The organism is Arthrobacter globiformis NBRC 12137 (assembly GCF_000238915.1).
In the GTDB taxonomy this organism is placed as follows: domain Bacteria; phylum Actinomycetota; class Actinomycetes; order Actinomycetales; family Micrococcaceae; genus Arthrobacter; species Arthrobacter globiformis.
The window spans coordinates 1-16525 of record NZ_BAEG01000064.1 but is presented as its reverse complement, the minus strand read 5'-3'; the positions used below and the strand labels follow the sequence as shown (position 1 = coordinate 16525).

The following is a 16525-nucleotide window of genomic DNA, read 5'->3' as shown; positions in this document are numbered from 1 at the left end:
GGGAAGGCCCTGAGCTGCGACCTAGTTGGGTCCGAGGGCGAAACCGGTGTGCCGTTCGAGCGCTTGGAGCAGCTCAGTCTGGAACGCGGCGTCGTTCACGGCCGGGTGGGGCTGCCTGCGCTGCTGGTGGAACCAATAGCCTCCGGACACGCGGCTGTCCGCGGCCTCCCGGGTGGCCAGCCACACCTGCGTGACGTGCCCCAGCTCCAGGTCATCGGGCGCACTGCTTCCGCCCATGCGGGTGGGGACCCAGCCTGGATCCACCGCGTTGCTTTCGACGTCCGGCCAGCGGGTTGCCACCGCGGCCGAGAGCGTGGTGACGTACAGCTTGCTGTCCGAGTAGGCGGCCGGCCGCCCGACCGCGTTCGTCCAGTCGATTCCCTGGAGGTCAGGCGTGCCGGACCGGTGCATGCCGCTGCTGATGTACACAACCCGGCGCGGCCGGGTCATGAGCGCGGTCAGGATGTAGGGCACAACGGTGTTCACCGCAAAGATCTGGCTGCCGCTGTACACCCCGGCGTTATGGATGACGGCATCGAACGAGCCGTACTGGTCTGCCTGCTCCGCCACGCGCACCGTCCCGGCGATGCCAGCCAGATCCCCGACGACGGTCCCCAGGGCCTGGTCCCGGACCTCGCCGCCGTCCGCGAACCGTGACTCATCCCTCGCGTGCAGCACGACTTCATGGCCCTGCTGCATCAGCGCCCTCGCAGCATTCAGCCCGAGTCCGCCCGCAGAACCTGTGATGAATATTCTCGCCACTCTGCATGCTCCGTTCCCGCCGCTGTTCGGCTGTCACAGGGGCAATCCCCCTGATTCACAGTAATTGAGGCTGCCCCGCGGCAGGCAGGCCCTGACAGGGACTCCCACGTCGTTCACAGCGTCCGTAACGTGGAGGATATGAACAACCGGAATGAGATACGGGAGTTCCTTGCCTCCCGGCGAGCGAAGCTCACTCCCGAACAGGCGGGGTTGCCGGACTTCGGCGGCGTGCGGCGCGTGCCCGGCCTGCGCCGTGGAGAAGTGGCGCTGCTGGCCGGCATGAGCGTTGAGTACTACACACGCGTCGAGCGTGGAAGCCTGGCCGGCGTGTCAGACTCCGTCCTGGATGCCATCGCCCGCGCCCTGCAGCTGAACGAGGCGGAGAACGAGCACCTGTTCAACCTTGCCCGGGCCGCCGGGCCCGCCGCCCGGCGGCGGAGGCAGCCGGCGCAGGCGATCCACCCCAGCGTCCAGCTCATCCTCGACGGCATGGCCGGCATACCGGCTTTCGTCCAGAACGGCCGCCTGGACATCGTTGCGGCCAACGACCTTGCTCGCGCCCTGTACTCACCTGCCTACGAAGACCCGGCACGGCCCGTGAATTTCGCCCGGTTCGCGTTCCTCAACCGTCGTTCCGAAAGCCTGTACGCGGACTGGAACCTGGCGGCCGACACAAGTGTGGCACTGCTGCACGCGGAAGCCGGCCGCGACCCGTTCGACAAAGGCCTCTCGGACCTCATCGGGGAATTGTCGACCCGCAGCGAGGAATTCCGCAGGCGGTGGGCGCAACGGAATGTCCGGCTCCACCGCACCGGTGCCAAGACGTTCCAGCACCCGGCCGTCGGCCGGCTCGACCTGCACTTCAACGGGCTGGAGCTGACGGCCACGCCCGGCCTCACCATGTTCACCTACACTGCCGAGCCGGGTTCGCCGTCCGCGGACGGCCTGCGGTTGCTGGCCAGCTGGGCGGCAACTGCCGCGGAAACCTCCGAAAGACCTCCCGAAAACGCGGTGCCGGACGAACGCACCGCGCCGGACGGCACGACCGCCGTCGACCTCCACCAAGGGCAGGTCCGTCAACCTGGCCGCGGCCACCAGGCCTGAGCCGAGCAAGCCCTCGACACCCCACTCCCCCTAAAAAGCCCGTCCCATCAAAAGCCGCTACCGTGCTGTCCGCCACAAACGGGAAGAGTCTTGGGGGTCCCTGTCGTTACCCCTTTCAGCAGGGTCTGCCTCACGCCGCGGCGCTGGGGTTAAGTAGATGAAAGAAACGGATCTCTTTCACTTACGGCCCGTTCCCACACCCACCTATAAACAGGAGAACCATGCCTACCGTCAACGCTTACGCAGCGCCCTCCGCCACTGAGGACCTGGTCCCCACCACCATCGAGCGCCGCGCCGTCGGCCCGCGCGATGTCCTCATCGAAATCAAGTACGCCGGCATCTGCCACTCCGACATCCACACCGTCCGCGGCGACTGGGGCCCGCAGCAGTACCCGCTCGCACCCGGCCACGAGATCGCCGGCATCGTCACCGAGGTGGGCGCCGAAGTGACCCGTCACAAGGTTGGCGACCGCGTGGGCGTCGGCTGCATGGTCAACTCCTGCAAGGAGTGCGCCAACTGCCTGGCCGGTGAGGAACAGTACTGCCTGAAGGGAATGGTCGGCACGTACGGCGCCGTCGACCGCGACGGCACCATCACCCAGGGCGGCTACTCCACCCACATTGTGGTGACCGAGGACTTCGTCGTCACCATCCCCGAGGGCATTGATCTGGACGTCGCCGCTCCCCTGCTGTGCGCGGGCATCACCACCTACTCCCCGCTGCGGCACCGGGGCGCCGGCCCCGGCAAGAAGGTCGCCGTCGTCGGCCTCGGCGGACTTGGCCACATGGCCGTCAAACTCGCCCACGCCATGGGCGCAGAGGTCACCGTCCTGTCCCAGTCCCTCAAGAAGCAGGAAGACGGCCTTCGCCTCGGCGCGGACCACTACTACGCCACGAGCGACGCCGGCACGTTCGAAGCGCTCGCCGGCAGCTTCGACCTGATCATCAACACGGTCAGCGCGTCGATCGACATCAGCTCCTACCTGCAGCTGCTGTCCCTCGACGGCACCCTGGTCAACGTCGGTGCCCCGGCAGAGCCGCTCCCGGTGAACGCGTTTGCGCTCATCGGCGGACGCCGCGCCTTCGCCGGTTCCATGATCGGCGGCATCCGCGAAACCCAGGAGATGCTCAACTTCTGCGCCGAGCACGGCATCGGCGCCGAGATCGAGGTCATCCCGGCCGACAAGATCAACGAAGCCTACGAGCGCGTCCTCGCTTCGGACGTGCGCTACCGCTTCGTGATTGACACCGCCACCCTCTAAGGCGATAAACGCCCGACGGCGGGCCGGTCCCCTGAGGGGCCGGCCCGCCGTCGGCCGTTCCACCGCCCCGGGGCAACGGGCAGGCGACACCAATTACGAAACCTTCAGGAAAATACGTGACCCAAGAACTCTCCGGATCCGGAACCCCGATGCCGGCCCCATCAGGCCGGTCCGCCATCACCCCCGCTCAGCCGGCCCGCCCTTCCAGGATCCCGCGGGCCGGTCTGCTCATCCTGGCCATGGCCGGGTTCACCGCCGTCACCACCGAACTCCTGCCGTCGGGGCTGCTTCCGCAGATCAGCCGTGACCTGGGCGTGGAAGAATCGGCCGTCGGCTCACTGACGGCTGCCTACGCCGCCGTCATCGTCATCACGGCGCTTCCTCTGTCCAGGCTGCTCGGCGGGCGGATGCCCCGCAAGACCCTGCTGATCGTGACCGTGCTGGCCTTCGCGCTGAGCAACGTGCTGCTGGCCTTCAGCCCCGACCTGCCCCTCGCCATCGCCGCCAGGCTCCTCGGCGGCGTGGCCCACGGCCTGCTCTGGTCCAGCATGGCCCCGTACGTTGCGAGGATCGTGCCGGCGCATTCTGTGGGCAAGGCGATGGCCATAGTGTTCAGCGGCAACAGCATCGCCCTGGCCGTCGGCGCCCCGCTCGGCACGATGATGGGGTCCGTGCTCTCCTGGCGCTCGTCCTTCCTTGTCCTGGCCGGGATCGCTGCGCTCCTCGCTCTGCTCGCCGTCCGGTTGCTGCCTCCGGCTTCCGACGCCGACCGGGACTCAGCACCGTCGCTGCGCGCGGCCATGGCACTGCCCGGGGTCATCGCCGTCGCCACGGCCTGGCCGCTGCTGCTCCTGGGCCACTTCGCCCTGTTCACCTACATCGCCCCGTTCCTGCTGGCCGCTGGCCTGCCAGATAACGCCACCGGCATCTCCCTGTCCGTCATAGGCGTCGCCAGCCTGGTGGGCATCTGGATTGCCGGCCTCACGGCGGACGCCCGTCCCCGGGGCTCGGTCCTGACCGGCGTGGCACTGCTCCTGGCCAGCTTCGCCCTCCTGCCAGCACTCGGCGGCACGTGGGCCGGCAGCCTCGCGCTCCTGACCCTCTGGGGCATCACCTTCGGAGCCGCCGGCATCTACAACCAGGCGGCGATCCTCCGCGCGGGCGGGGAGCACAAGGACGCCGCCAACGGACTGGCCGTGGTGACGATCCAGCTCGGCATCGCCGTCGGGGCCGCGTACGGTGCGCTTGCCCTCAACACCGTCGGCGCTCTTTTCGTGCCGCTCGCGGCGGCGGTTCCCCTGGCTGTGGCGCTGGTGATCATCTTCGCCAGCCGTCACCGCGGGTACCCGGCCGGTCCCCGCGACGTCCGCCCGTCCCGTTCGCCCAAGTAGCTCGCAGTTGTTGTTTTGACGGCTGAAAACGACAACGACCGCCAGCCAGTTGGGCCGCCGTTCTGACTCTTGCGCGAAACTTGTGGTTACGGTGCCCCCGTCTTGAGTGGCGTCCCGCATGATCCTGAACAGGATTTGATGGCGCGAACACCGGCACGACGAGGAGGTCCGATGGAGTTGGTGCGGCGGAACAGCGCGGCGGAGACGGAAGCCGTGGGCGCCTTTTGGCGGTGGTGGTCAGTGGCGGGAACCGGCCTTGCCACGGCGGCCGTCATGACCGGCATGTACGCCGACCTCCCGGAAATCATCGGTGCCATGGTGATGGCCATTCACCCCAAGTTGCGCTGGGAGACCGGACCGGGCGCCCGCTCCCGGCACCGGCTCTGCGTCTCCGGCGGCGGGGACCCCCGGCTGCGGGTCCTGGCCGAACGATGGCGGAGGGCGGCTCCCCCGCCCACTGAAACCTGGGAATTCGCAGCGGCACGGGAGCCCCGGCCCGGCATGCTGGCCGGCACCCTCGAAGGTCTGGAGCAACCGGTGGACCTGGGGCTGGCCCGGGTAGCGGTGGACTGGGACGAACGTCGTGCCCTGGCTGAACTGACGGTTTTCCATCCGGCTTTCACGGGCATGGGCACTCACGACTGCCGCCAGGCCGGCCGCCTGCTGGTGGACTGGCTGCTCGGCGAGGACGATGTCCAGCGGTGGGTTGGCGCCATCAACGTGACCCGGGCCGATCCCCGCGACAGCCAGCCCGCCGCCGTCGTCCCCGAGTTCTTCCAGGCCGTGGCAACCCGGAACCTAGACCCCAGATGGACGATGCGCGAGGCCACAACTTCCTCGGGGCACAGGGTGATCGTCTGCGCCCTGCGGCCATTGCGGTGGGTTGATCACCCGCTGCTGGACCTGCACACTGCCGTCCGGATCAGTTACCGGCGGACCGGGGATGACGGGCTGCCGAACGGGGAGGCACTGATCCGGCTCCTCCATCTCGAACAGGGCCTGGATTCGCTGGTCGGGCCCCGCGGCAGGGTGCTGGCCTCGGAAACCTCAAACGGGCTTCGCGTCCTGCACTATTACAGCGACTCTGAGGACCAGAACGGACGTGGCAGCTTCGACCGCTTTGCCCGCTCCCGCCAGGACGTCCAGGTCACCCATGCCTATGATCCCGGATGGAGCCGCGTGCAGAAATTTATCTAGCACATCAGCGCCAATTCCCACTTCTCTTTGGGTCGAGTGAAGACGATAATTAAGGCGACCACCGGGGCTGGGCCGGCGGCGGTGTCGCCTGTCTGAGACCAGGGCGGCCCCCCCAGCCGCCGCCGTCCCTTAAAATTTCAGCCGCGCATAAATTCAAGCCGCGCCTCCCCCATCCTCGGGCCTCCCCCATCCATACGCCCGTTCCACCCGCGCCTCGCCCATGTAGGTAGCAGCACAGGGCCCTCCCAGGCCTGGGAACGCCCTGTGCTGCTACCTAGTTGGGTTCGCCGGACGGAACTCGACGGCGGCTCAGGCGTGGGTGGGCTCCTCGACCAGTGCCGTGGCGATGCTGTCCGCATCCTCCAACGCGGCGAGGTACCGCTCGGCGTCGAGGGCAGCCGCGCACCCGGTGCCGGCGGCGGTGATCGCCTGGCGGTAGCGGTGGTCCACGGCGTCACCACACGCGAACACGCCACTCAGGTTGGTGCAGGTGGTGGGCGAATCGACCCTGATGTAGCCCTCGGCGTCGAGCTCCACCTGCCCTGCCACCAGTTCTGTGCGCGGCACATGCCCGATCGCCACAAAGAGCCCGGTGGCGGACTGCTTCCGGGTTTCACCGCTGCGGGTGTCGGTCAGGGTGACGCCGCTGACCTTGCCGTTGCCGTGGATCGCCGTCACGGCCGAGTTCCACGCGAACGTGATCTTCGGGTTGTCCTTAGCCCGTTGCGCCATGATGCGGGAGGCGCGCAGCTCACCCTTGCGGACGACGACGGTCACGGACTTGCCGAAGCGGGTCAGGAACGTGGCCTCCTCCATCGCCGAATCCCCGCCGCCGACCACGATGATGTCCTGGTCGCGGAAGAAGAACCCGTCGCAGGTGGCGCACCACGAGACACCGTGGCCGCTGAATTTCTTCTCCTCGGACAGCCCCAGTTCCTTGTACGCCGAGCCGGTGGCCAGGATGACCGCCGGAGCCTCATAGGTCTCACCGCCGCCGGTGACCACACGCTTAAGGTGGCCCTTGAGCTGGACCTGGGTGGCGTCGTCGAACACCACCTGCGCGCCAAACTTTTCCGCCTGCTGCTGCAGGCCGTCCATCAGCTCCGGACCCTGGATGCCGCCCGGGAAGCCGGGGAAGTTCTCCACCTCTGTGGTGTTCATCAGCGCGCCGCCCGCAGTGACCGAGCCGGCAAGGACCAGGGGTTTCAGGCCGGCCCGGGCGGCGTAGATCGCGGCGGTGTAGCCGGCAGGCCCGGAACCGATAATGATCAACTGCTCACTGGTGGCCTTCGCGGCACCGGTCTTTTCGGCGCTGGTCTTTTCGGTGCTGGCGTCCTCGGGCTTGGCGTTCTTGCTCACTGCTGGCTCCTTCTCTTCAGGCTCATTCACGGAAACTGTTACTGGGCGTCGGTATGCCGGGCGGGCATCAACTCGGTGACCAGGGCCTCGACGCGCGTCCGGATCTCGTCGCGGACCGGGCGGACCGACTCAATGCCCCTGCCCCGGGCGTCGGCCACCTCCCAGTCCTCGTAGCGCTTGCCGGGAAACACCGGACACTCGTCGCCGCACCCCATGGTGATCACGACGTCGGCCTCCCGGAGTGCGCCGGTGGTGAGGGCTTTGGGGACCGCGCCGGTAATGTCAACGCCGACGTCGGCCATGGCCTCGACCACGGACGGGCTCACCTCGTGCGACGGCTGGATGCCGGCGGAACGCACCTCGACCGCTCCCCGGGACAGGCTGGTGAGGAACCCGGCAGCCATCTGTGAGCGGCCGGCATTGTGCTCGCAGACGAACAGGACGGAAGGCTTCTTGGCTGGGTCGGCGGTCATGGCGGTCTCCTGGGGTTGGCGGTCGGAGCGTGGAACCGCCGGAGGAAGCGGTTCAAGCCCACAGACGTGCGTACTCAAGTGCAACAAGAGCGGGCAGTTCAATCAAGAGGCCGACGGAGCCGTGGAACGCCGGACCACCAGTTGGGGCGTGATGCACCTGTCCGCGATGGGGGCGCCGGGGTCATTGAGCCGCTCCAGCGCGACGCTTCCGGCAATTTTCCCGAGCTCCACAGCATGGAGGTCCACGGAGGTCAGGTCGATGCCGTGGAGCCGGGCCGTCGGCGAATCGTCATAGCCCACGAGCGACAGGTCCCCGGGAATGGTCAGGCCCATCGCGTACGCGGCTTCGCGGACACCCAGCGCGAACTGGTCGTTATGGGTGAAGACCGCCGTCGGCCGGTCCGGTCCGGCCAGCAGCTCCGCCGCCGCACGCTCCCCGGCCTCATGCGTGAAATCGCTGGCCGCTACGGTCTGAGGGGTCAGGCCGGCGGACCGCATGATCTGCTCGTAGGCTTCCCGGCGCACCGTGTGTCCGTCAAACTGCGGCCCGGCCAGGTGGGCGATCCTCGTATGTCCAAGTCCGAGAAGATGCTCGACGGCGGCCCGGGCGCCGGCATGGTCGTCCGGGTACACGCTGTCCACGCCCTCCACCCGGCGCGTGACACTCACCACCGGGACCATCTGCGCCAGTTCCCGCACCCGCTCGTCGGGGTCCAGCAAAGTCGCGGCGATGATGATCCCCACACGTGCCTCGATGAGCGAGTCAAGGGCCCCTTGGTCCTCGCCGCCGATCGAGCGGGAAACGCTGAGGATGAGCCGGTTGCGCGCCTGCGGGAGCGCCAGCCGTACGCCGTTGAGGACATCCGAAAAGACCTCGTTCCGGAGGTCCAGGAGGTAAAGCCCGACGGCGGTGCGCTGCTTGCTTGCCAGGGCGGCGGCTGCCGCATTGTGCCGGTACCCCAGACGCTTGGCGGCGTCGAAGATGGCCAGCCTGGTCTCGTCGCTAACCCCTGAGGTACCGCGGAAGGCAAAGGACACCAGCGTCCGGGAAACCCCGACTTCGCGCGCAACGTCAGCCTGGGTGGCCGGCCGCTGCTGCCGCTGAAACGTCATACCGCCATCCTCCCACGAGGGGACCAGCGGAAAATTAAGTCATTTGTAAGTTTGACCTTACATTTAAGACTTTCGCGCGTTAGTCTGTATGTGACAGCGGGCACACGTCCCGCAAACTTGAGACAAAGGAGTCCTTATGTCTGCAACCCAAGCCCAGCGCGACGGCGCGCATACGCCCTCGCTGCCGCCGCTCACGAACGGACCGCACCGCAAGCGCCTCGGAATGGTCGCCATGGTGGCAACCTTCGGCGGACTGCTGTTCGGCTACGACACGGGTGTCATCAACGGCGCACTCCGGCCGATGACCGCCGATCTAGGCCTCACCCCGATCACCGAGGGCATCGTGACCAGCTCCCTGCTGTTCGGCGCCGCGGCCGGCGCCGTGGGCGGCGGCCGGCTCGCCGACACCTGGGGCCGCCGGAAGACCATCATCCTGCTGGCAGTCCTGTTCCTGGTCGGCGCCCTGTCCTGTGTGTTCGCGCCGAACTTCGAGGTCATGGTCGTCGGCCGTGTCATCCTCGGCCTTGCCGTCGGCGGCGCCTCGTCCGTGGTCCCCGTGTACCTCGCCGAGCTCGCCCCCTACGAAATCCGCGGCTCGCTTGCCGGCCGCAACGAACTCATGATCGTCATCGGCCAGCTCGCAGCGTTCGTCGTCAACGCCATCATCGGCAACCTCTGGGGCGAATTCGGCGGCGTCTGGCGCATCATGCTCGCTGTCGCCGCGGTACCGGCCGTCGCCCTGTTCCTCGGCATGCTCCGGATGCCGGAATCCCCGCGCTGGCTCATCTCCCGCGGCCGAACCCAGGAAGCCCTGGCCGTACTCAAGACCATCCGCTCATCCGACCGCGCCGAAGCGGAGATGGCAGACGTCAAGCACCTGGCCGACGAGGAAGAGGAAATGAACCTCTCCGGCTGGGGCGCACTGAAGAACAAGTGGATCCTGCGCATCCTGCTCGTCGGCATCGGGCTGGGCGTGGCGCAGCAGCTGACCGGCATCAACTCGATCATGTACTACGGCCAGTCCGTGCTGGTTGAGGCCGGCTTCAGCTCCAGCGGCGCCCTCATTGCCAACATCGCTCCCGGCGTCATCGCCGTCGTCGGCGGCGTCATCGCACTGAGCATGATGCAGCGGGTCAACCGCCGCACCACCCTGCTCCTCGGCTTCACGCTGACCACCATTTGCCACTTCCTGATCGGCATTGCCTCCATCGCGCTGCCCGTCGGCAACCCGGCGCGGCCCTTCGTGATCCTCTTCCTTGTGGTTGCCTTCGTCGGCTCCATGCAGACCTTCCTCAACATCGCCGTCTGGGTGATGCTCTCGGAGATCTTCCCCCTGCACATCCGCGGCTTCGCGATCGGCGTCTCCATCTTCTGCCTGTGGATCGCCAACGCCTTCCTGGGCCTGTTTTTCCCGACCCTGGTGGCATCGGTCGGCATCACCGGAACGTTCTTCATGTTCGGCATCGTGGGCATCCTGGCCCTCATCTTCATCTACACCCAGGTCCCGGAAACCCGCGGCCGCACCCTCGAAGCACTCGAGGAGGACGTCACCACCGGCGCCATCTACCTGGTCCACAAGACCCCTGCGACGGCAGCCCACTAACCGGACAGTCACCCTGGCCGCGCAGCCCCGCGCGCCGCACAGGCCCCGTTCGCTGGATTCACCCGAATCCGGCGGGCGGGGCTCCTGCATTTTCGGCGTCTACTGGCCGGCGGGCTGGAACAGCTCGACGACGTTGCCGGCCGGATCCTCCAGCAGGATCTGCTGGCCGCCCGGCCCCTTAACAATGTCGTTCCGGAACGGAACCCCCGCGGCCCGCAGACGGTCCACCTCGGCGGCGATATCGCTCACGATGAGATGGATCCGGTTCCATCCGCCCGGCGCCGGGACCGCGCCGTCGGGCATTGGCCGGCCCGCCGAGCTGGTGGGCCCGCTCAGCAGCAGGCGCAACTGACCGCGCACGACGTCGGCAAACGCCGGTGCCGCGTTCATCCTTTCGGTGAAGCCGAGGTGCTTCGTGTAGAAGCCGACGGCGGCTTCGACGTCGTCCACCATGTACCGGACGCTGACCAGATCCTCAGGGTTGTTAGGCATTTTCTGGCTCCTCTTGGTCGGAGGCTACGGATCAGACGTGCTGATCCACGATGACCGGGTTGCCGTCGGGGTCCACCACGATAAAGCTGCCCGGCCCCGTACCGTCTCCGGCTTCCGCAACGAAGGGAATGCCCTGGTCCTTCAGCTGGCGTTGGAGATCGCGCACGTCGGTGAATGAGTCGAGCCGCTGCGCGTCCTGGTTCCAGCCCGGGTTGAAGGTCAGGGAGTTCTTCTCAAACATGCCCTGGAAGAGGCCGATCACCGTCTGTCCGTTCCGCAGGATCAGCCAGTTCTGGTCGATTTCGCCGCCGGACCTGGTGAATCCCAGCTTCTCGTAGAACGCTGCCGAGGCCGCGATGTCCTTGACGGCGAGGCTGAGTGAGAAAGCGCCGAGTTGCATGTGCTGCTCCAGTCTCCGGAACCCTCCGGGCCGTGAATGTTTTCGATACTACTCGCGGGCCGTCCGATGCGCCCCGGACAGCACTCTTCCAGAACCCTCTGACAAAAACCCGCCCACGGCACAAATTCACCGGCACCAGCTCGGGGCAGCGCTAAAACGCCTCCGTGTGCTCCAGCTCCGGCAGGACAACCAGCGGATCTCCGGCAAGATGCAGCCTGCGGGAGGACAGCCCGTCGACCCAGGCGAAAACGACGGAGCCGTCAACGGGCACGCTGCCGGCAACGCCGGCCCGGGCGGGGCCGCCCGGTCTCCGGATCGCCGCCTCCGCCCCGGGGGTCAACGTGCCCCGCACCGGCGGAACAATAGCGGCGTCGTGATCATTGCCAGCATTCGAGTCCATGCACCAATGGAACCAGCTCGGAGTGAACAACCTGTGAACGTGGCCTGTGCAACACGCCTCTGAGTTGGTGCCCGCCTTCTGGCGGCGGCGCGTGCCCGTGGGGTTCATGCGGGAGGGAGGGTGTTGCCGGGTCCGGTGCGCGAGGGGGAGTGCGGCCGGACCCGGCTGTTCCGAGGGTTCGGGGCGCGGACTCCGTCTCCTTCAGGACGCTGGCAGTATTGCCTGCTGACATGGGGAAATAACTGGGACACCTTGGGGCTTCCACCGGCAGACCCCCCGTTTCACCGTGACGGCCCAAGGGAACTCCAAAGTTCTTCCAAGAACGAAGGCGGACACTGTACCCAGGGCCGGCGGCGGTGGCCCTGGTCCACCCTCCGGGACCTGGCTGCCTAACCCAGCCCGCCGCCGGACCCACAACAATCGGGCCTGTCCGACCTGCGGTACGTTATGGCGGCCCTCGACCGCGCCCGCATGGCCGACTCTGGCAGCACGCGCTTCCGCTGATGCGGGTGCAGCTTCCAGACGGAGCTGCCCGACCAAACGAGAACGTACATTTGAAGGATAAACCTACGCGCGGGTAACTTTGGGTGGGGCCCCACCCTATTCCCCCATGCGGGTGGTCGCCCACGGAAAGCCCCGCACCGCCTTCACAATGGTGCGGGGTTTTTTCGCGCCAAGGCCATGCACTTCTTGAGGTTCGGGCCCTACACTATGCACACCTACTACAGGCCGGGGGGCAGGTTGGGTTCACGGGGGCTTTGCCTGGTCATCGAGGATGACCAGGATATTCGCGATCTGCTCACACTGATCCTGGCGCGGATCGGGTTCGACGTTCATGCAGTCGGCAACGGCGTTGAGGGTGTGGCCGCGGCGTGGGAACACAACCCAGCCCTGGTGACCGTCGACCTGAACCTGCCGGACATGGACGGCCTGGACGTCGCCCGGCACATCCGTGCGCGCTCTGACGCGCCGATGCTGTTCATCACCGCAAGGGCGGAGCTCGACGACGAAATGGCCGGCATGGCGTCGGGAGCAGCTGCTTATCTGATCAAGCCATTCCGCCCACGCCAGCTCACTGAGACAGTCAACAAACTCTGCCCTGTGGGCCCGCTGACGGCCCACGGCCTGGGGCCCCGCCCCTGACTTCTGGCCCCGCACCTGACCGCTGGCCGCGCACCCAACTGGCCGGCCCACATCAGCGGCGGCCGCCGGGCCGACGTCGTTCTTTCCTGATCCCGTGTCCTATATCCGCAGGTGGCACTTCGGTTCCATAATGTCCCCATAAACTTCGGGGACCCGCGGCGCCCGGCAGTGCTGCCGGGCGCCAGGGTCCCAGGTGGCCGCCCCGGCTCTCGGCGAAACGGGCGGCGACGCGGCCCGGGCACGGACGGCCAGTCCGTTCCCGGCACCGAACAGGGGGACCATCGCCATCAACTCAACGAGGAGTGAACTGTCATGCTCAGAGACACAGAAGTCGCGGCTGTCCTTCCGGCGAAGGACATGAACAGGGCGAAGGATTTTTACCGGGACAAGCTGGGACTGGAGCCCATGGAACCCGGGGACGACAACCTGATGTTCCAGTGCGGCAACGGGACGAGGTTCCTGCTGTACCAGACTGACAACGCGGGCACCGCAAGAAACACCCAGATGGGCTGGGTGACGGACGACGTCGAGCGGGACGTTCAGGACTTGCGCAGCCGCGGCGTCGTGTTCGAAGAATACGATTTTCCGGGACTGAAGACTGAGAACGGCATTGCGACCTCGGACGCGGGCAAAGCCGCCTGGTTCCTGGACAGCGAGGGCAATATTCTGAGCCTCTTCGAACGGCCGTAGCTCCGGAGCAGTATTAACCGGAATGGGGTCGGAACCACGCTGTTCCGGCCCCTTTCCGACTATTCCGCGGCCCCCAGGCCGATGGGAGGGTCCCACTGCCCCGCGGCGCTCCGGCCCCTCTGCGCACCAGAGCAGAGGGCCCCCAATGGAGAGGATTGAAGAAACTATGAATTCATCAATTCCTCAATCACGAGTCTGACCCAGCGCTGCAGGCCCGTCAAGCACTAATCCTTAGGGCGCGAAGTGTGGGCGGCCGCTGCTCGCCCGTAACCGACCGTCACAAAGCTGCCTCCGCTCCGGCCGTAACGGCCTGCAGACGAGGGGGTGCCGGCCTCGTCCATTTCCTCACTCCGCGTGCCCGGGACTGGCACGATCCGGTTCCGGCTACACCAATCGCCTTCCCCGCGCAACTTTGGCACGCGCAACGTTTCCAAGGAAAATAGCGAGTCAGCACACAATGCACCGCCCCGCTCACCTCAGGAGACAAAGAACCATGACTAACACCATCGCCCCGGGCGCCGGGTTGAACGCCGCCCCGATTGCAGCCATGACCGCTTTGGACGACCTGGACCTTACGCCCCAGGGGCTGTCCGACGCGCCGGCGAGCGAGCTGGATCCGGACACGCTGGTGCACCCCGGCGCCAGCTAACCCACTCAGGTTCCGCAGAAGGTCCTGTAGGGGCCAAAGCTTTCCGGCGCAGCAGCTGCATAACGTTCGACGCCGGGACGCTCGTTATACGGGTCCGTCACCACTTCGAGCAATCGCCGGAGCGGCTCAAGGTCACCGTCGGTCGCAGCATCGAGTGCCTCCTCAACAAGGTGGTTGCGGGGCACATACGCCGGGTTGACCCGGTCCATCATGTCAGCGTCCGGATGCAGGGCCTGCCAGCGCTCCGCCCAGGCCGGGAATGCGTCCGGTTCGGGGAACATGTTCCGTGCGGGCTCATCCTTGCCGCGGGCTGCCGCCCCGAGACGGCGGAAGAACGACGTGTAGTCGACGCGACCCTCCTGCAATAGCGCCAGCAGTTCGTCAATCAACGGCGAAGCCACATCATTGGCAAGGCTGCTGTCCAGCCCGAGCTTCGCCTTCATGCCGGCCAGCCAGGCAGCACTGTACTGCTGGCGGAAAGCGCCGAGCGCATCCTGCGCCAGCGCGACCGCGCGCTCCTCGTCGTCGTCGAACAGCGGAAGGAGCGCCTCCGCCAGCCGGGTCAGGTTCCACTCCGCCACCACCGGCTGGTTCGCGTAGGCGTAGCGGCCGTTCTCGTCGATCGAACTGTAGACGGTGGCGGGGTCGAACTCGTCCATGAAGGCGCAGGGGCCGTAGTCGATGGTCTCTCCCGAGATGGCCATGTTGTCCGTGTTCATGACGCCGTGGATGAAGCCCACCAGCATCCACTGGGCAACCAGGGAGGCTTGGGCAGCGGTCACGGCCTCGAACATGGCGAGGTAGGGATTGTCCGCCTCCGCCGCAGCGGGATAGTGGCGGGCGATCGCGTGGTCGGCCAGGCGGCGCAGGAGTCCGCTGTCGCCGGCGACCCGGGCATATTGGAAACTCCCCACGCGCAGATGGCTGCTCGCGACACGCGTCAGCACCGCCCCCGGCAGCGCCGTCTCCCGTTGGACGGAGCGCTCGGTGGCCACGACTGCGAGGGACCGCGTGGTCGGGATGCCCAGGGCGTGCATGGCCTCGCTCACCACATACTCACGCAGCATCGGCCCCACGACGGCAAAGCCGTCGCCTCCCCGCGCGAACGGTGTGCGGCCGGAGCCTTTCAGGTGGACGTCGCAGAGGCGGCCGTCGGCGTTGAGAATCTCACCGAGCAGGAGCGCACGGCCGTCGCCCAGCCTCGGCGCAAACCAGCCAAACTGGTGACCGGAGTATGCCTGCGCAACGGGTGTGGCGCCGTCGGGCACTGCATTGCCGATCAGCAGAGGGAGTCCTTCCGGGCCCTCCAGGAATTCCGGATCAAAGCCCAGCTCGGCAGCAAGCGGTTCGTTCAGGACCAGCAGCCGCGGGTCAGGAACCACCTCCGCCTTCCAGGGAATAGCCATCTCGGGGAGCTCCATGGCGAAGCGGCTTCCAAAGGCGACGGTTGATGCGGCTGTAGCGCTCATCTTTCAAGCATACGTTCGGCCCCGTTCTCCGCCGATCCTGCCGCCTCAAACCCAACGCTCCCCACCTTTTTGCCACCCATGTAGGAAGTGTACTTACTATCCGATGGTAATCATGCTTACTATTGCTGAGTGCTGGTTCATCAGCAGCAGCTAACCCTCAAAGGAAAGAGAGCAATGATGACCGAGAACCCATTCGGCACCGAAGCGGAAACCACGCGTCTGGGCACGACCGGCTCGGGCACCACGGGCTACGGCACCACCGGAACGGGCACCGGCTATGACACCACCGCCACGGGAACCCCTGACTATGCGGGCACCACCGGCTACCGGGATGATGCGTCTTCGAAGAAGGACGTGGCGAAAGACGAGGCCGCGAACGTGGCCGGCCAGGCCGCCGGCGCCGCCCAGAACGTGGCCGAGACAGCCAAGACCGAGGCAGCGAACGTCGCGTCTGAAGCCAAGAACAGTGCCCGGGACCTGCTGCACCAGGCAAAATCGGACCTGACCAGCCAGGCCGGCACCCAGCAGGCCAAGGCCGCCGAAGGCATCCGCAGCATCTCCTCGCAGCTGCGCACCATGGCCGACGCGCCGGACCAGCAGGGCGTGGCCGCGGACCTGATCCGACAGGCCGCCGACCGCTCCGCATCGGTCGCGTCCTGGCTGGACAACCGGGATCCGGGCTCACTGCTGAACGAGGCCAAGTCCTTCGCCCGGCAGCGCCCCGGCACCTTCCTGCTCCTCGCAGCAGGCGCCGGCCTGCTCGCCGGACGACTCGGCCGCAGCCTGCAGGCCGGCGCCCCCGCAGTTGGAACCGGCGCCGGATCCACCAGCGGGACGCTCCCCCAATACCCCGTCCAGCCGCCAGTGACGGAAAGCAGTATCACGGCCGCCCCGCTCTACGACGCACCGCAGGCGACCCCGACCACCTACGCAGAAACCGTGTACGGCGAGCCGGCCCGCCCCGGCTTTGACGCGCCGGGTTCGGCAGGCGTTCCGCTGCGTGACCCCGAGGATCCGT

The 16525-nt window shown here is 67.0% G+C and carries 17 protein-coding genes; 9 read left to right on the top strand and 8 right to left on the bottom strand.

What is annotated here, in order from left to right; all coding sequences use genetic code 11:
- Nucleotides 1-21 precede the first annotated feature (21 nt).
- Nucleotides 22-762: an SDR family NAD(P)-dependent oxidoreductase gene (locus tag ARGLB_RS11420; RefSeq protein ID WP_003802505.1), complete on the bottom strand. Its 741-nt coding sequence runs from the start codon at nucleotides 760-762 to the stop codon at nucleotides 22-24.
- A gap of 138 nt (nucleotides 763-900) precedes the next feature.
- Between ARGLB_RS11420 and ARGLB_RS11415 the strand changes: the two genes are divergently transcribed.
- The 4 genes from ARGLB_RS11415 to ARGLB_RS11400 all read left to right on the top strand — a co-directional run bounded on the left by ARGLB_RS11415 (nucleotide 901) and on the right by ARGLB_RS11400 (nucleotide 5716).
- On the top strand, nucleotides 901-1866 hold the full coding sequence (locus ARGLB_RS11415) for a helix-turn-helix transcriptional regulator (protein WP_003802504.1): 966 nt from the start codon (nucleotides 901-903) through the stop codon (nucleotides 1864-1866).
- Nucleotides 1867-2087: 221 nt separating this feature from the next.
- Nucleotides 2088-3128, top strand: a complete 1041-nt coding sequence (locus ARGLB_RS11410; protein ID WP_003802501.1) for an NAD(P)-dependent alcohol dehydrogenase — start codon at nucleotides 2088-2090, stop codon at nucleotides 3126-3128.
- A gap of 149 nt (nucleotides 3129-3277) precedes the next feature.
- Nucleotides 3278-4519 (top strand): MFS transporter, encoded by a 1242-nt coding sequence (locus ARGLB_RS11405; protein ID WP_050934346.1) that lies wholly within the window; start codon nucleotides 3278-3280, stop codon nucleotides 4517-4519.
- 171 nt (nucleotides 4520-4690) lie between these two features.
- Nucleotides 4691-5716 carry a hypothetical protein gene (locus tag ARGLB_RS11400; RefSeq protein WP_003802497.1) on the top strand — a complete coding sequence of 342 codons (1026 nt, stop codon included), beginning with the start codon at nucleotides 4691-4693 and terminating at the stop codon, nucleotides 5714-5716.
- Nucleotides 5717-6025: 309 nt separating this feature from the next.
- Here the strand turns inward: ARGLB_RS11400 and trxB are convergent, their stop codons facing one another.
- The 3 genes from trxB to ARGLB_RS11385 all read right to left on the bottom strand — a co-directional run bounded on the left by trxB (nucleotide 6026) and on the right by ARGLB_RS11385 (nucleotide 8661).
- Nucleotides 6026-6988: a thioredoxin-disulfide reductase gene (trxB, locus tag ARGLB_RS11395; protein ID WP_043418888.1), complete on the bottom strand. Its 963-nt coding sequence runs from the start codon at nucleotides 6986-6988 to the stop codon at nucleotides 6026-6028.
- A gap of 125 nt (nucleotides 6989-7113) precedes the next feature.
- Nucleotides 7114-7548, bottom strand: a complete 435-nt coding sequence (locus tag ARGLB_RS11390) for an arsenate reductase ArsC (RefSeq protein WP_003802494.1) — start codon at nucleotides 7546-7548, stop codon at nucleotides 7114-7116.
- 102 nt (nucleotides 7549-7650) lie between these two features.
- Entirely contained in the window at nucleotides 7651-8661 is a 1011-nt protein-coding gene (locus tag ARGLB_RS11385; RefSeq protein WP_003802491.1) for a LacI family DNA-binding transcriptional regulator, read from the bottom strand.
- Between the two features lie 136 nt (nucleotides 8662-8797).
- Between ARGLB_RS11385 and ARGLB_RS11380 the strand changes: the two genes are divergently transcribed.
- Nucleotides 8798-10264, top strand: a complete 1467-nt coding sequence (locus ARGLB_RS11380) for a sugar porter family MFS transporter (protein ID WP_003802489.1) — start codon at nucleotides 8798-8800, stop codon at nucleotides 10262-10264.
- 99 nt (nucleotides 10265-10363) lie between these two features.
- Here ARGLB_RS11380 and ARGLB_RS11375 read toward each other — a convergent pair whose 3' ends face one another.
- The 3 genes from ARGLB_RS11375 to ARGLB_RS11365 form a co-directional block, all read right to left on the bottom strand.
- Nucleotides 10364-10756, bottom strand: a complete 393-nt coding sequence (locus ARGLB_RS11375) for a VOC family protein (RefSeq protein ID WP_003802487.1) — start codon at nucleotides 10754-10756, stop codon at nucleotides 10364-10366.
- A gap of 31 nt (nucleotides 10757-10787) precedes the next feature.
- Nucleotides 10788-11156: a VOC family protein gene (locus ARGLB_RS11370; protein WP_003802485.1), complete on the bottom strand. Its 369-nt coding sequence runs from the start codon at nucleotides 11154-11156 to the stop codon at nucleotides 10788-10790.
- Between the two features lie 151 nt (nucleotides 11157-11307).
- Nucleotides 11308-11556: a hypothetical protein gene (locus ARGLB_RS11365; RefSeq protein WP_139023321.1), complete on the bottom strand. Its 249-nt coding sequence runs from the start codon at nucleotides 11554-11556 to the stop codon at nucleotides 11308-11310.
- 741 nt (nucleotides 11557-12297) lie between these two features.
- On the opposite strand from ARGLB_RS11365, the gene ARGLB_RS11360 reads away from it, so the two are divergent.
- From ARGLB_RS11360 to ARGLB_RS23600, 3 genes are all read left to right on the top strand, one after another.
- Complete coding sequence (locus ARGLB_RS11360; RefSeq protein ID WP_043418887.1) at nucleotides 12298-12699, top strand: response regulator transcription factor; 402 nt, start codon at nucleotides 12298-12300, stop codon at nucleotides 12697-12699.
- Between the two features lie 312 nt (nucleotides 12700-13011).
- Complete coding sequence (locus ARGLB_RS11355; RefSeq protein WP_003802481.1) at nucleotides 13012-13389, top strand: VOC family protein; 378 nt, start codon at nucleotides 13012-13014, stop codon at nucleotides 13387-13389.
- A gap of 493 nt (nucleotides 13390-13882) precedes the next feature.
- Complete coding sequence (locus tag ARGLB_RS23600) at nucleotides 13883-14038, top strand: hypothetical protein (RefSeq protein WP_003802478.1); 156 nt, start codon at nucleotides 13883-13885, stop codon at nucleotides 14036-14038.
- A gap of 5 nt (nucleotides 14039-14043) precedes the next feature.
- Here the strand turns inward: ARGLB_RS23600 and ARGLB_RS11350 are convergent, their stop codons facing one another.
- Nucleotides 14044-15507 carry a protein adenylyltransferase SelO gene (locus ARGLB_RS11350; protein ID WP_043418855.1) on the bottom strand — a complete coding sequence of 488 codons (1464 nt, stop codon included), beginning with the start codon at nucleotides 15505-15507 and terminating at the stop codon, nucleotides 14044-14046.
- Nucleotides 15508-15681: 174 nt separating this feature from the next.
- On the opposite strand from ARGLB_RS11350, the gene ARGLB_RS24085 reads away from it, so the two are divergent.
- Nucleotides 15682-16525: hypothetical protein (locus ARGLB_RS24085; RefSeq protein ID WP_003802473.1), on the top strand; the 844-nt coding region annotated here is incomplete at its 3' end.